This window comes from Caulobacter sp., assembly GCF_039596335.1.
GTDB lineage: Bacteria > Pseudomonadota > Alphaproteobacteria > Caulobacterales > Caulobacteraceae > Caulobacter.
This window is the reverse complement of sequence record NZ_JBCNJZ010000011.1, coordinates 177,122-191,716: the sequence shown is the minus strand read 5'-3', so window position 1 is coordinate 191,716 and position 14,595 is coordinate 177,122. Positions and strand designations below refer to the sequence as shown.

The 14,595-nt window shown below is 66.9% G+C and carries 13 protein-coding genes; 7 read left to right on the top strand and 6 right to left on the bottom strand.

All coding sequences use genetic code 11. The features are described from left to right. Positions 1-102: 102 nt before the first annotated feature. The 3 genes from ABDW31_RS22000 to ABDW31_RS21990 form a co-directional block, all read right to left on the bottom strand. On the bottom strand, positions 103-1,317 hold the full coding sequence (locus ABDW31_RS22000) for an acyl-CoA dehydrogenase family protein (protein WP_184720218.1): 1,215 nt from the start codon (positions 1,315-1,317) through the stop codon (positions 103-105). Between the two features lie 150 nt (positions 1,318-1,467). Further along, positions 1,468-2,349, bottom strand: a complete 882-nt coding sequence (locus ABDW31_RS21995) for a nicotinate-nucleotide--dimethylbenzimidazole phosphoribosyltransferase (protein ID WP_184720220.1) — start codon at positions 2,347-2,349, stop codon at positions 1,468-1,470. 72 nt (positions 2,350-2,421) lie between these two features. After that, positions 2,422-2,769: a hypothetical protein gene (locus ABDW31_RS21990; RefSeq protein WP_184720222.1), complete on the bottom strand. Its 348-nt coding sequence runs from the start codon at positions 2,767-2,769 to the stop codon at positions 2,422-2,424. A gap of 89 nt (positions 2,770-2,858) precedes the next feature. Here ABDW31_RS21990 and ABDW31_RS21985 point away from each other — a divergent pair, with 89 nt between their 5' ends. Further along, positions 2,859-3,074 carry a DUF1289 domain-containing protein gene (locus tag ABDW31_RS21985; RefSeq protein ID WP_343699555.1) on the top strand — a complete coding sequence of 72 codons (216 nt, stop codon included), beginning with the start codon at positions 2,859-2,861 and terminating at the stop codon, positions 3,072-3,074. Positions 3,075-3,138: 64 nt separating this feature from the next. Here the strand turns inward: ABDW31_RS21985 and ABDW31_RS21980 are convergent, their stop codons facing one another. Further along, positions 3,139-3,462, bottom strand: coding sequence for a hypothetical protein (locus ABDW31_RS21980; RefSeq protein ID WP_184720226.1), 324 nt, complete (start codon positions 3,460-3,462; stop codon positions 3,139-3,141). A 283-nt stretch (positions 3,463-3,745) separates the two neighbouring features. Between ABDW31_RS21980 and ABDW31_RS21975 the strand changes: the two genes are divergently transcribed. Continuing rightward, positions 3,746-4,264: a TIGR02281 family clan AA aspartic protease gene (locus ABDW31_RS21975; protein WP_184720228.1), complete on the top strand. Its 519-nt coding sequence runs from the start codon at positions 3,746-3,748 to the stop codon at positions 4,262-4,264. Here the strand turns inward: ABDW31_RS21975 and dusA are convergent, their stop codons facing one another. Beyond that, on the bottom strand, positions 4,265-5,344 hold the full coding sequence (gene dusA / locus ABDW31_RS21970; RefSeq protein WP_343699554.1) for a tRNA dihydrouridine(20/20a) synthase DusA: 1,080 nt from the start codon (positions 5,342-5,344) through the stop codon (positions 4,265-4,267). A gap of 196 nt (positions 5,345-5,540) precedes the next feature. On the opposite strand from dusA, the gene ABDW31_RS21965 reads away from it, so the two are divergent. Then, complete coding sequence (locus ABDW31_RS21965; RefSeq protein WP_184720416.1) at positions 5,541-7,634, top strand: catalase; 2,094 nt, start codon at positions 5,541-5,543, stop codon at positions 7,632-7,634. Between the two features lie 39 nt (positions 7,635-7,673). On the opposite strand, the gene ABDW31_RS21960 is transcribed toward ABDW31_RS21965, so the two are convergent. Further along, positions 7,674-8,888: an FAD-binding oxidoreductase gene (locus tag ABDW31_RS21960; protein ID WP_184720418.1), complete on the bottom strand. Its 1,215-nt coding sequence runs from the start codon at positions 8,886-8,888 to the stop codon at positions 7,674-7,676. Positions 8,889-9,069: 181 nt separating this feature from the next. Between ABDW31_RS21960 and ABDW31_RS21955 the strand changes: the two genes are divergently transcribed. From ABDW31_RS21955 to ABDW31_RS21940, 4 genes are all read left to right on the top strand, one after another. Beyond that, on the top strand, positions 9,070-9,414 hold the full coding sequence (locus ABDW31_RS21955) for a CsbD family protein (protein WP_221444695.1): 345 nt from the start codon (positions 9,070-9,072) through the stop codon (positions 9,412-9,414). A gap of 129 nt (positions 9,415-9,543) precedes the next feature. Next, a complete protein-coding gene (locus tag ABDW31_RS21950; RefSeq protein WP_184720422.1) occupies positions 9,544-10,350 on the top strand; it encodes a DUF1206 domain-containing protein in 807 nt (268 codons plus the stop codon). Next, the gene (locus ABDW31_RS21945) at positions 10,347-11,591 is read left to right on the top strand and encodes a DUF2252 family protein (protein ID WP_221444697.1); all 1,245 of its coding nucleotides are present in this window, start codon (positions 10,347-10,349) and stop codon (positions 11,589-11,591) included. The genes ABDW31_RS21950 and ABDW31_RS21945 overlap by 4 nt, the downstream gene beginning before the upstream one ends. Before the next feature lie 267 nt (positions 11,592-11,858). Continuing rightward, positions 11,859-14,576, top strand: coding sequence for a TonB-dependent receptor (locus tag ABDW31_RS21940; protein WP_343699553.1), 2,718 nt, complete (start codon positions 11,859-11,861; stop codon positions 14,574-14,576). Positions 14,577-14,595 lie beyond the last annotated feature (19 nt).

The window sequence follows — 14,595 nt, the reverse complement described above, 5'->3', positions numbered from 1 at the left end:
TCATCCCGGCCGTAGCGCTAGCGGAGAGCCGGGACCTTCAAAGTCACTGAGTTGGGCGGTCCCGGATCACGCCTCCGGCGCGTCCGGGATGACAGCCAGGCGCTAGAGCCCCAGCACCATCTTGGCGATGATGTTGCGCTGGATCTCGTTGGAGCCGCCATAGATCGACGTCTTGCGGACGTTGAAATAGGTCGGCGCCGCGCGATGGGCGAAGTCGGGGCCGATCGGATGGGCGTTATCGCCGTCCTTCGGGAAGCCGCGGAAGTACGGCGCGCCGTAATGGCCGGCCGCTTCCAGGACCAGCTCGGTGATCCGCTGCTGGATCTCGGTGCCCTTGATCTTCAGCAGGCTCGACTCCGGACCGGGGCCCTTGCCGGCCGCTTCGCCAGCCAGGGTGCGCAGTTCGGTATATTCCAGCGCCGTCAGGTCGATCTCCAGCTCGGCGACCTTGCGCTTGAACATCGGATCCTTGATCAGGGCCTCGCCGTCGTCGCTGAGCTCGGTCGAGGCCATCTGGCGGATGCGCTCGATGCCGCGCTTGGAGCGGGCCACGCCGGCGATGCCGCTACGCTCGTGGGCCAGCAGGAACTTGGCGCAGGTCCAGCCCTTGTTCTCGTCGAAGATGCGGTTCTCGACCGGCACCTTGACGTTCTCCAGCCAGACCTCGTTGACCTCGTGCTCGCCGCCCAGGGTGATGATCGGACGGACGGTGACGCCCGGCGACTTCATGTCGATCAGCAGGAACGAGATGCCTTCCTGGATCTTGGCCGTCGGGTCGGTGCGGACCAGGCAGAAGATCCAGTCACCGTGCTGGGCCAGGGTGGTCCAGGTCTTCTGGCCGTTGACCAGGTAGTATTCCTTGCCATCGTCGCCGGTGAAGCGTTCGGCCTTGGTCTTCAGGCTAGCCAAGTCCGAACCGGCGCCCGGCTCCGAATAGCCCTGCGACCACCAGATGTCGCCCGACAGGGTCGGCGGCAGAAAGCGCTCTTTCTGCTCCGGCGTGCCGAAGGTGTAGATCACCGGGCCGACCATGTTGATGCCGAACGGCAGGATCGGCACGCAGTCGGCGCGAGCGGTCTCTTCCGACCAGATGTAGCGCTGCACCGAGGTCCAGCCCGGACCGCCGTACTTCTCCGGCCAGGCGGGAGCGACCCAGCCCTTGTTGGCGAGGGTGCGGTGCCAGGAGAGGAAGTCCTCCTTGGCCATCTCCTCGCCCTCTTCCTGCTTCTCCCGCAGGCCCTCCGGATAGTTCTGCGCGATGAAGGCGCGAACCTCGTCGCGGAAGGCGAGGTCCTCGGGCGAGAAGTCCAGATTCATGGCGGGCTCCCGTTCAATCGGCCTTTCTACGGAAGGCCGTTATTGCGTTTCGGGCGCCACGATAGATGTCGAACGAGCGTTTGGAAAGATGACGTTAGCGTCAACGGAAGTGAAGATGATCCGCGTTCACTTACGCCGCCCTCGCCGGCCCTAGCGAACCTCGCAGGCCAGCTTGACGAGAGCCAGGGCCGAGGCGCCGCCGACCCCTTCCTCATCCGTCGTATCCAGCGCCAGAAGCGGCCGCTTGTCGAGGATATCGAGCAGCTTGGCGTGACCCTTGGCCGGGCTAACATGGGCGGCCAGGCAGTGGTCGATGGCGGCCGGCTCGACGGCGCGGACGATGGCGGCGGCGGCGCAGGCGGCATAGCCGTCCAGCAGCACCGGGATCTTCTGGGTGCGCGCGGCCAGGATCGCGCCGACGACGGCGGCGGTCTCGCGACCGCCCAGTTGGCGCAGGATTTCCAGCGGATCGTCACCCATGCCCTCGGCCTTGGCGCGGGCCACGGCGGCGGCCACGGGTTCGGGATCCTCCGACCAGTCCGAGGCCTCGCCGCCGAACAGCGCCAGGCAGACGGCGGCGGCGGTGCGGGCGGGCTCGGCGACGATGACGCCGGGGATCAGGAGGTCAGGCTGCTTGGCCAGAGCCTCCATGCCGAAGGCCATGGTGGCGGCAGCCTCCTTCTCGCTCATCGACGGCTTGTCGAGGAAATCCGGCGACGGGCGATCGATGGCCAGGTCGAAGGCTTCCAGGCCCGCGCCCTGCACACCGGCAATGCGCGAGACGGTGGCGCCACCCGAGGCGATAGCCTCCAGACGGTCGCGAGCATAGCCACGCGGCCCGACGTTCTGGCGCGCGCCGGCATAGAGCGCCACGACAGGACGGTTGACGGCCGGCGGGCTCTTGCCGCTCCACGCCGTCAGCCAGGCCGAGATCTCGGCCAGGCGCCCGCCCTGCTCCAGCGTCGGAGACGGGCCCGGCGCGGGCGGCGAGACGGCGAGCTGGCGGATGTCGGCGAAGGGGGAAGAGGTCATGAGCGCGGACTTAAACCCGTCCGCGCCCAAAGCAACCCCCAGGCGTCAAATCGCCGGCCATAAGCCGGGCGATCAGTTGGCGGCGATCTGCGGCGCGGCATAGGCCGCGCAGCTGGCGCGTTCCGCCAGTAGCTTGGCCTTCACCTTCTCGTCGGGCTTGCGCCCCGCACGCATCGCCTGCTCGCGATGGGTCTCGCCGCGCTCCAGGATCAGGCTCTGGCGGCCCGGCGTCTGCGCCTTGACCTGGGCCTCGAGGCCGCTGGCGTCGATGGCGTCGAGGCCCTTGGCCTTGGCCAGACCCACGCAGCGCTGGGCGTTCAGGAACTGGGCGTCGCTCCAGCGAACATCGTTGGCGAAGGCGGGCGCTGCGGCGGCGGACAGGGCGACGACGGCCAGGGCCAGGGTGACGGATTTACGCATGGACTTTGCTCTCTTGGCAGAACTTGGGACACGAGCGGTCCCTCGCCACGAAGCTTGCGCTCGGGCGTCGGGTCGCTCAGAATTTCGGAATGACACCCGCCAGACCGCCCCGCCCCATCGTCACGCCGTGCGTGAAGGTGTGCGCGGTCGACGGCGCGTCGGGCTATTGCCTGGGCTGTCGGCGGACCCTGCCGGAGATCGCCGGCTGGGCGAAACTGAGCGACGAGAAGCGGGCGGCGATCATGACCGCCCTCCCCGATCGCCCCGACCCGATGGCCGCCTTGATGGCGGCCACACGGGCCTAGCTCAGACTTAGGGGCCCGATGGTCGCCCTGATGGCGGCGACCAAGCGAGCCTAAGAGACAGACCTTACTTCGAGCCCGCCAGATAGACGGCGCAACCGCCTTCGCGTTCGGCCAGCAGCTTGGCCTTCTTGTCGCCATCTGCGCTGTCGGCGACCTTGGTCGCTTCCGACATTTTCCGTGTGGCCGAGGCCTTTACCGCCAGGGTTCGGGTCGCAGCCTCGTCGCGCAGGAAGGTGTCGATCGAGGCGGTGTCCAGCTTGCCCAGGCCTTCCGAGACGGCCAGGCCGCGGCAGCGGGCGGCTTCCAGGAACTGGAAATCCGAGACGCCGGCGTGGGCGACACCCGCGAGCGATGTGACGGCGAGCGTCGCGATAATCAGGGTCTTCATGGCGTTTTCCCTCAATCAAGCCACTTGAATTCGATGCCGGAAGAGATAACGCCGTCCGAAAGCTTCCCGAAGTTAATTCCAAGACAGGATAAGCATTACACGCAAGTAATGTCTGATATTAATTTGATGTAATGAGATCAACGAAAAGACTTCACAGACACAGGTTATGATATCAGTAACCATCACGTGAAACCCGCCGGGCGGATTCACGCCTTGCAAACACCTGCCTGCTATTCATCTACCTAACGGCCGCAGAAGCGGTCGCAAGAGCCTGTATGGCAGGGTGTCTTCGATGTTTAAGTTCGCGGCGATCGCTTTCGTGGGCGCCTTGTCGGCGGTGGGCGCGGCCAAGGCCGTCGTCTCGCTGGACGACCTGCGCCAACCAGGCCTGCACGCGCCGATCGCGACGTCGACCAGCCTGGGCGGCGCCGAGGGCGGCTCGGCCCAGATCACCAAGGACCGCGACGGCCACTTCTGGACCGAGGCCGCCGTCGACGGCAAGGCCGTGCGCTTCCTCGTCGACACCGGCGCCACCGCCGTCTCGCTCAGCCTGGCAGACGCTCAACGCCTGGGCATCGACACCAGCAAGCTGAACTACGACTACAACGTCATTACCGCCGACGGCCGCACCCGCGCCGCCTCGGTGAAGCTGGCCAGCGTCGCCATCGCCGGAACCAAGATCCGCGACGTCGACGCCCTGGTCATCGAGAAGGGCCTCGAAAACTCGCTGCTGGGCATGAGCTATCTGGGCCGCCTCTCGCGCTTCGAGGCGACGCAGAACTCGCTGATCCTGCACCCGTAATTAAGCGGCGGGCGCTTCCGCCCGCTCCTCGCGCGCCGCCAGGGCCGCGCGCACGGCGTCCAGCGCCCGATCCACGACTTCCAGACCCGCGCCGGCCTTGACGCCCTCGACCGTCAGGATGCGCCGCCACGCCCGCGCGCCCGGCAGACCGTGGAACAGCCCCAGCATGTGCCGGCTCATCGCCGCCAGATGCACGCCCGCCGCCAGTTGCTCCGCCAGATACGGCCGATAGGCCTCGACGGCCGTGAAGCTGTCGATGTCGGCCACATCCATCCCAAACACCCGCCGGTCGACCTCGCCCAGCAGACCGGCCTCGTGATAGGCCGCACGGCCCAGCATCACCCCGTCGACGCCGTGGGCCAGATGCTCCAGCGCCGCGTCGACACTGGGCACGCCGCCATTGATGGCGATGATCAGGTTCGGCCGCTCGCGCTTGAGCCGGTAGACCAGTTCGTAGTCCAGCGGCGGGATGTCCCGGTTTTCCTTGGGCGACAGCCCCTTCAGCCAAGCCTTGCGGGCATGGACTACGAAGCCCTCGATCCCCGCCGCCGCGCACGCGTCGACCAGGGTGAACAGCGCCGCTTCCGGATCCTGGTCGTCGACGCCGATCCGGCACTTCACCGTGGCCGGGACCGTCACCGCGTCCTTGATGGCCGCCATGCACTCGGCCACCAGATCCGGCTCGCGCATCAGGCAAGCCCCGAACCGACCGCTCTGCACGCGGTCCGACGGACACCCGACGTTCAGATTGACCTCGTCATAACCGTAGTCCTCGGCGATCCGCGCCGCCTGCGCCAGCTCGGCCGGATCCGACCCGCCCAGCTGCAGCGCCACCGGATGCTGGACGGGATCGTAGCCCAGCAGCTTCTCCCGATCGCCATGCACCACCGCCCCGCTGGTCACCATCTCGGTATAGAGCAGCGCGCGGCTGGACAGCACTCGGTGCAGCGACCGGCAGTGCCGATCGGTCCAGTCCATCATGGGCGCTACGGAAAATCTCGTCATAGTTATTTGATTTTGTTCAATGTTTCCCACGCCAATCGCTCCTTTGGAGAATTGGACGAATGGAAATGGGTCCATGGACTTTCAATGAGTTAGCTAAACTCGAGGTGCGAAAAACACGCCCAAGGCCACTCTCACCGCGCGCGCGTTGTACACGCCGAGCGCCGAATTGCGAACAGGGCGAGGATGTTAGCGCGTGCCCCTAAGGTTAGCCTTAGGAACCGGCGTGGCCAGGGCGAGTTTGCCCCTCGAATTCCAGATCGAGGAGGCGACCATGGACGACGGCTTCACCACCGAGCGCGGCGCGGGCGACGAGACCCATCAGCGCGTTCCCGACGGCGGCCCGCATAGCCCCGAAGGTCACCTGACCACGAACCAGGGCATTCGCGTTTCTGACAACCAGAACCAATTGAAAGCCGGCGCGCGTGGGCCGGTGCTGCTGGAGGACTTCGTCCTCCGCGAGAAGATCTTCCACTTCGATCACGAACGGATTCCCGAACGTATCGTCCACGCCCGCGGCTCGGCCGCGCACGGCTATTTCGAGGCTTATGAGGGCGCGGCCAAGCTGTCCAAGGCCGACCTCTTCCAGCGCCCTGGCGAGAAGACCCCGGTTTTCGTACGCTTCTCCACCGTGGCCGGCGGCGCGGGCAGCGTCGACACGCCCCGTGACGTGCGCGGCTTTGCGGTCAAGTTCTACACCCAGGAAGGCAACTGGGACCTCGTGGGCAACAACATCCCGGTGTTCTTCATCCAGGACGCCATGAAGTTTCCCGACCTGGTCCATTCGGTGAAGATGGAAGCCGATCGCGGCTACCCACAGGCCGCCAGCGCCCATGACACGTTCTGGGACTTCATCAGCCTGATGCCCGAGAGCACCCATATGATCATGTGGGCGATGAGCGACCGCACCATCCCGCGCTCCTTGCGCACCATGGAGGGGTTCGGCGTCCATACCTTCCGGCTGGTCGACGCCAAGGACAAGGTCACCTTCGTCAAGTTCCACTGGAAGCCCAAGCAGGGCGTGGCTTCGACGATCTGGGACGAGGCGGTGAAGATCGCCGGCGCCGATCCCGACTTCCAGCGCCGCGACCTGTTCGAGGCCATCCAGCGCGGCGATTTCCCCGAGTGGGAACTGGGCGTCCAGGCCTTCGACCAGGCGTTCGCCGACAGCCTGCCTTTCGACGTGCTGGACCCGACCAAGATCATTCCCGAGGAAGTGCTGCCGGTGCAGCCGATCGGCCGGATGGTGCTGGATCGCTATCCCGATAACTTCTTCGCCGAGACCGAGCAGGTCGCGTTCTGCCCCGGCAACATTGTGCCGGGCGTGGACTTTACCGAGGACCCGCTGCTGCAGGGACGTCTGTTCTCCTACCTCGACACCCAGAAGAGCCGGCTGGGCACGGCCAATTTCCACCAGATCCCGATTAATGCCCCCAAATGCCCGGTGATGAACTTCCAGCGCGACGGCATGATGCAGATGCTGCAGCCCAAGGGCCGCGCCAACTACGAGCCCAACAGTCTTGCCGAAACGGCCGGCGAGGTGGGCGGGCCGCGTGAGTGCCCGGTAACCGGCTTCCGCACCACCAATGTAGGCGCCGACCTGGGCGCGGAAAAGCTGCGGGTCCGGCCCGAAAGCTTCGCTGACCACTACAGCCAGGCCCGGCTGTTCTTCCGCTCGCTGGATCCCGCCGAACAGGCGCACCTGGCCTCGGCCCTGGTGTTCGAGCTCTCCAAGGTGGGCATCGAAGCGGTGCGGACGCGGATGTTGTCCAACCTCGTCAATGTCGATCCCGATCTGGCCAAGCGCGTCGGGGCGTGTCTCAACATGCCCGTTCCGAAGGCTTCGAAGGCGGCGGTCGCGGTCCAGGACCTGGAGCTGTCGCCGGCCCTGCGGATCATCAATGGCCCGCTGGAACCGACCGACATCAAGGGCCACGTCATCGGCGTGCTCGTCGCTGATGGTTCCGACGCCAAGGCGGTCGACAAGCTCAAGGCGGCGATCAAGAAGGCCGGCGCGGTGGCCAAGGTCATCGCCCCGAAGATCGGCGGGGCCAAGGGCGCGGACGGGACCTTGATCCCGGCTGATGGCCAACTGGCCGGGACGCCGTCGGTGACCGTCGACGCCATCGCGCTGGTTCTCTCCGAGGACGGCTGCGCGGCCCTGCTCAAGGAGGCGGCCGCCGTCCAGTTCGTCATGGACGCCTTCGGGCACCTGAAAGCCATTGGCGCGACGGAGGCGGCTCAGCCGCTGCTCGACAAGGCCGGCGTCGAGCCCGACGAAGGCGTGACTGACCTTGGCGGCGATTTCATCGCCGCGGCGGCCAAGCGCTTCTGGGATCGCGAGCCGAAGGTGCGCATGCTGGCCTAGCTTTTGAGGGGTGACGCTCGTGCTGCGAGCGTCACCCGGTCAGGCCCGATATAGATCGGCGTCAGGGTCCCGCTGCCCTCGGATTTCGGCCGCGACGATCTGCGAAGCGATCACCGAATAGGTGATGCCGTTGCCGCCAAAGCCCATGACAGCCCAGGTGTGATCCATGCCTTTCACAGGGCCGATGCTGGGCAGCCCTGTCGCGCTCTCACCAAAAGCGCCGGCCCAGCCATAATCGATCTCGAACGATACATCCGGCAGCAACCGATGCAGCTTGCCGGTGAGGATCTCGCGCTTGCGCCTGAGTTTCGCCTTGTCCTGGTGAGCGGTCGCGGAGTCTTCGTCCTCGCCGCCCACGATCAGGCGACCGTCGCCGCCCATGCGCAGATAGAGGTATGGGTCGGACGCTTCCCAGACCAGCATGTCCTTCAGCCAGGTGGGACAGCGTTGGCGCGGCTTGGACGCCATCGCCCAGGTCGAAATGATCTCCGCCCCTGGGGTCGCAACACCCTTGGGGAACTCATAGCCGCAACAGAACACCACCGACTTGGCGCGCACCGCGTGACCCGCGTCGGTCAGCAGCGTCACCCCGTCCGGATCGCTGACCGCCTGCAGCACTTCGACGGGCGACCAGATCTGCGCACCGTGCGCGTGGGCGCGTCTCAGAAGCCCCGCCGCCAGTCGGGCGGGATCGCCGCTCGCCGAACCGCTTGAGAGGATGGCGCCCGTCCGCGTCACGCCGAACCGCTCGCGCAAAGCTGCGGCGTTCAGATACTGGCTATCCAGGCCGATCGCCGCGCGGGCTTCCGCCTCGGCCTCCAGCGCGCGGTAGCCATAAGCGTCGCCCGCCAGATAGAGCGAAGACTTGTCCTTCAGCCCGCAGACGATGCGCTCTTCGGCGACGATCTGCTTCAGGGCGTCCACCGCATGGCGGGATCGGAGATAGGCCCGCTTGGCGTTGGCCGCGCCGATCTTCTGGGAGAGCGTCGTCAGCGGCAGATCGATTTCCCACTGCAGCAACGCCGTCGACGCCAGGGTCGACCCCATCAGGGGCGCGCGGCGGTCCAGCACCGCGACCGAATGATCCTTCGACAGCGCATGAGCCATGAAGGCGCCACTGATGCCCGCCCCGACGATGGCGACATCGACGCTGATCGCGGCGTCCAGCGGCCGCACGGGCACGCCCAGTCCAGGGCTGTCGGCCCACAGCGATCGGCCTGTCCTGAGGTCGCGTTTGATCGTGGTTCCGGTCATCAGGGCCTCTCTCTGAGCGAGAGTCAGCTCTCCAAGTCCTTTGCAGTTCCGCGGCCGCTGAGCCCGAGGCCTTGGCCTTGCCGCTCTTGGTCGGCGTTTGGTCTGGAACCGCGACCATGGGCGCGGGTTTGGGGGATAGCGCCGCGATGGACGCGGGCTTTCAGCGCCGCAGGAGCAGATGATGGACGATCAAGTGATGGGCGTGGCCAAGCAGGGCTTTGGCCGGGTGCAGGACGCTGTCGGTGGCCTGACCGGCGACGCCACCCTGCAGGGCAAGGGCAAGATCAACCAAGCCGCCGGCGCGGCGCAGCACGCCTTCGGCGAAGCCAAGAGCAGCCTTCTCGAAGCCGTCGACGAGATCGTCGGCGGCGTGCGCGGCGAGCTCCACACGCAGCTCGACACGGTCGAAGGCTATGTTGTGACGCGCCCGCTGCAGGCGCTTGGCGTCGCGGCCGGTGTCGGCCTGCTGCTGGGGCTGCTGCTGCGTGGCCGCAGCCGGACGGTCTATACCCGCGCTCCGCGCTAGCGCCTCGAGGCGTTGATCGATCGCGCCCTCGGGGAATCCCCGGGGGCGTCGCCTTTGGTGGGGGCTGCGACATTCATGGATTTGGCGAGGATCGTGCGAGCAGCGCGGCGTCGGTTGGCGAAGCTGGACGTGACGCGGGTGCTCGAAGGGGCGTCCCGCCTGGGCTATGCGGCGCGCGGTCTGGTCTATCTCGGTCTTGGCGTGATCGTCCTGCTGGCGGCGACCGATGTGACGCCGCGCGCTCAAGGGGCCAAGGCGATGCTGGCGGCGTGGGCCGGCTGGCCACTGGGCCTGGCCCTGGTCGGCCTTGTCGCGATAGGCCTTCTGGCCTTTGCCGTCTGGCGAGCCTTGCAGGCGATCTTCGATGCGGACCAACATGGCGCGTCGCCCAAGGGCGTCGCGGTTCGGATCGGACAGGCGGTCAGCGGCCTGATCTATGGCGGCCTGGGCTTTTGGGCGCTGGAGCTGCTCGACGCCTTCGAGGATGTCGGCGAGGCTGACGAGGAACAGGCCGCACGCGGGGCGGCAGCCACCGTCTTGGCCCTGCCCTATGGTGAAATCCTGTTGCTCCTGGCCGGTGTCGTGATGCTGAGCGTCGGTGTCGGCAACGTCGTCCAGGGCCTGGCTCAGGACTTCGCCAAGCGCCTGCGCTGTGACGACCGACTGTGCCGCTGGGTCGTCCCGATGGCCAAGGTCGGCTACGCGGCCAGAGGACTGGCGACCCTGCCGGCGGGTGTATTCCTGATCCTGGCAGGTCTGGAGGCGCGCAGCCGCGATGCGCGCAGCTGGGGCGGCGCGCTGCAGGCGCTCGAAGCTCAGCCGTTCGGATCCTGGATGCTGGGTCTGGTGGCCCTCGGCCTGATCGCCTTTGGCCTGTTCGGTTTCGTTGAAGCCCGCTTTCGGCATATCCGCCCCAGCCTGGAGCTGGCCTCTTGAGCAAGGCCGAGCGCCTGGACCGACTGAAGGCCGCGCGGCGCGCCCAGGCGGCGAAGCCCGACGAGCGTGGCCCGATCCTGGCGCGCACCCGAAACCTCAAGATGGCGCGCTCGGCCCACGCCTATGTTCGCGGTAGCACCGTCAAGTTCTACGAGTGGCTGGAGACGCGCGCCGCGATCGTGCCCAGCGGCCCGCCCGTCTGGATTTGTGGCGACTGCCATCTGGGCAATCTCGGCCCCCTGGCCAACCCCAAGGGGCGGGTCGATATCCAGATCCGCGATCTCGACCAGACCGTGGTCGGCAATCCCGCCCATGACCTGATCCGGCTTGGACTATCCCTGGCGTCGGCCGCGCGCGGCTCGGACCTGCCGGGCGTGATCACCGCGCAGATGCTCGAAGCGATGATCGAGGGCTATGAGGAGGCGCTGGCCGCCGACTTCGACCAGGAGACCCAGCATCCGCCGATGATCGGCGCGGTTCTGCGCCAGGCCGAGCGCCGAACCTGGAAGCATCTGGCCAATGACCGGCTCGCGGGGGTGCGGCCGGAGATCTCGATCGGCAAGCACTTCTGGCCCATCACCCGCACCGAACGCCACGAGATCGAGGCCATCTGCGCCAGCGCCGCCGTGCGCGACCTGGTGACCAGCCTGAAGTCGCGCGGGCGCAAGGACGAGATCCGGATGCTGGACGCGGCCTATTGGGTAAAAGGCTGCAGCTCCCTGGGCCGCCTGCGGTTCGCCGTGCTGCTGGAGGTCGATGGCGGCGATGGACCGCCCGACATCTGCTTCCTGGACATCAAGGAGGCGATCAAGGCCGCCGCGCCACGGCAAGCGGGCGCCGCCATGCCGCGCGGCAACGCGGAGCGGGTGGTGGCCGGGGCGATGGCGCTGTCTCCGAACCTGGGCCAGCGCATGGCGGCCGGCCGCCTGCTCGACAAGGCCGTCTTCGTGCGCGAACTGATGCCGCAGGACATGAAGCTGGAGGTCGTGGGCCTGGCGCCGACCGAGGCCATGGATGCGGCCCGCTCCCTGGCGCGCGTGGTCGGCGACGCGCATGGCCGGCAGATGGACGCCGCCACGCGCAAGGCCTGGATCGCCGACCTCGCACGCAACCGATCCGGCGCGCTGGATGCGCCATCCTGGCTCTGGTCGAGCGTGGTGGATCTGATGGCGGTCCACGAGGCGGCCTACCTGGAACACTGCCGGCGCTACGCCTTGGCTCTGGCGTCCGACAACCGCTAGCGCCCCACCTTTCCCTGCCGAACCGAAGGCCCGCGACGCTGGCTTGGCGCTGCAAGCAGATGTGCCGACAGACCCGACGCGACGACACGGGCGCGTAGGACCGACATCGGTAGGGTCCGAGGCCGCGCGGACTGTGAAGTATTCATAAAATTCAGGCGCGCACCGCGGTCGGCCGCGTCCCTTGAACTTGGGGGCATATCAGCTCCGGCTCAGGGACTGCGGTCGATGAAAACGCTATCGTTCAAAACCAGACTTCTGGCGTCCTCCATGGCGCTGTTCTCGCTGCTGGGCGCGGGGCAGGCCCTCGCCGACGAGCAAGCGCCCATTCCGACGGCCGCCGCCGAGGTCGCCGCGGTCACCGTGGTCGCCACCCGCAACGACGCCATGCGCAGCCAGATGAAAGCCGACAACGCCGTCAGCGTGATGTCGGCCGAGGACCTGGAACACACCGCCGTCCACAACGTCGCCGAAGCCCTGGCCCTGCTGCCCGGCATCAGCGTCCAGAACACCGGCAACTCGTTCTTCGGCGGCGTCGACGGCGCCTCGCGCGGCGAAGGCATGTTCGTCGGCGTGCGTGGCATGAACTCGGAGTTCACCCTGGCCCTGATCAACGGCGTCAACGTCGCCCAAGGCATGCCCTATTCGCGCCAGGTGCAGCTGTCGCTGCTGCCCCCGTCGGGCCTGAAGACCATCGTGGTCAACAAGAACTCGACCGCCGACATGGACGGCGACGCCATCGGCGGTACGATCGACTTCGTCACGCCCTCGGCGTTCAGCTTCAAGGACGGCTACGCCTCGCTGTCGGTCGCCGGCCGGATCGAGAGCCGCGCCCGCACCTATGACGAGAACGGCCTGGGCGGCGGCGTCAACGGCGAGTTCGCGCGCCGCTTCGGCCGCGACGGTCAGTTCGGCCTCTATGTCAGCGCCTTCTACGACAAGCGCACCTTCGCCAACTCGATGGTCGCCGCCCTGATGAACGCCCAGAACGACGGCGGCTGGGCCTATCTGCACTCCGCGACCAACTCGGCCGAGGGGACCAATCCGGCCGGCATGGACAAGGAAGCCAACCTGGCCCTGACCGGCATGAACATGGGTGTCTCGACGGGCCACACCGAGCGCTATGGCGGCAACTTCTCGCTGGACTGGAGCCCCTCGACCGACCTCGAGGTCTATCTGCGCGGCTCGTACGCCTTCGCCGAGACCCAGCAGAACTCGACGCTGAACCAGTTCGTCCAGAACCGCGCCCGCGTGCTGAACACCACCACCGGCCTTTACGACCTGAACCTGACCAATTCGTCGGTCCGGATGTGGTACACGACCAACCCCGAGGACGCCGACCTCAGCACCATCACCCTGGGCGGGATCAAGCGCCACGGCGCCTGGACCCTGTCGCCGTCGATCTTCTACTCGGAAGGCGGCAACGACCGTCCCGACCACATCGAAGCGTCGGTCCGCAACAACCAGTCCGACAACTTCAACACTGGCTTCCTGACGCCCTACAGCGGCCTGTTCACCGGCTACGACAAGAAGGGTTATCCGCAGCCGCTGCTGACCCAGACGCAGCGCGACCTGATCAACAACTCGGCCACCGCCCTCCTGGCCCGCCGCGCTGGCCAGCTGACCGAGCAGTTCTCGAACCAGCAGAAATTCGGCGGCCGCTTCGACGCCCAGCGCGACTTCGATGGCGGCGCGCTGTCCTACGTCAAGACCGGCGTGAAGTACGTCAGCAGCCACCGTCGCGTCACCAGCCACGACTGGACCAACGACCACTTCGCCAACATCGCCGGCCGTCCGGGCGTGACCTGGCAGGACCTGGGCCTGGTCGATGGTTATTTCGACTCGGTCTATCCGGGCCTCTACGACATCCGCGCGCCGAAGGTGAACCACGACCGCCTGGTCGAGCTGTTCCACCAGAACTTCAACGCCGCCGCGGCCGCCGCCGACCTCTGCTACCTGAACTGCAACACGCTGAAGGGCGATGAGGACGTCGCCGCCGCCTATGTCACCGGCAAGTGGGACCTGGGCGCTCTGGAGGTGATCCCGGGCCTGCGCTTCGAGCACACCGAGATCGAGAACACCTACTGGAACAACGACGCCAAGGGGCGCCGCTTCGAGACCAACTCGACCAAGTACAACGAGTGGCTGCCTAGCCTGTTCGTCAACTACCGTCCCAGCGACGAGGCCGTCTTCCGCGGCTCGCTGACCCGCTCGTACATGCGGCCGGCCCTGGTGCAGCTGGGCGCGGCCGAGACCACCTCGCGCGGCGACAACTCGATCACGGTCACCCGCGGCAATCCCGACCTGAAGACCCTGAAGTCGTGGAACCTGGACCTGTCGGGCGAATGGCGCAACTCGGCCGGCGGCTACGCCATGGTCGGCGCCTACTATAAGCGCCTGTCGGACTACATGTTCGACAACGGCTCCACGATCGTGAACGGCGGCCAGTCCAGCGGCGGCACGACCTACAATGGCGAGACCTTCGATCGCGTGACTATCGTGTCGCCGACCAACGGCGGCAAGGGCGACGTCAAGGGCATCGAGCTGCAGCTTTACCAGCGCTTCCAGATGCTGCCGGGCTGGCTATCGGGCTTCGGCGCCGGCGCCAACCTGACCCGCCAGTGGACCGAGGTCGATATCGGCGCGGGCGAGCAGCACCGCATGCAGAACGCGCCCGACTGGCTGGGCAACCTGAAGCTCAACTACGCCTGGGGCCCGCTCACCCTCGACCTGAACTACAACTACGCAGGCGAGACCGTGACGGCCTACAACCGCATCGCCGGTCTCGACTACTGGACCCGTCCGACCCAGCGGACCGACCTGCACGCCGGCTATGACTTCGGCAACGGCGTCAAGCTGGACCTGTCGGTGTCAAACCTCTTCAAGAACTACAGCTACTGGAGCCATGTCGGGCAGAACAGCCTGGCCATCTCCGACGTGGTCAATTCCGGCCGCACCACCCTGCTGACGATGAAGTACGACTTCTAGCCCTCGGCCCGGAGCGTGT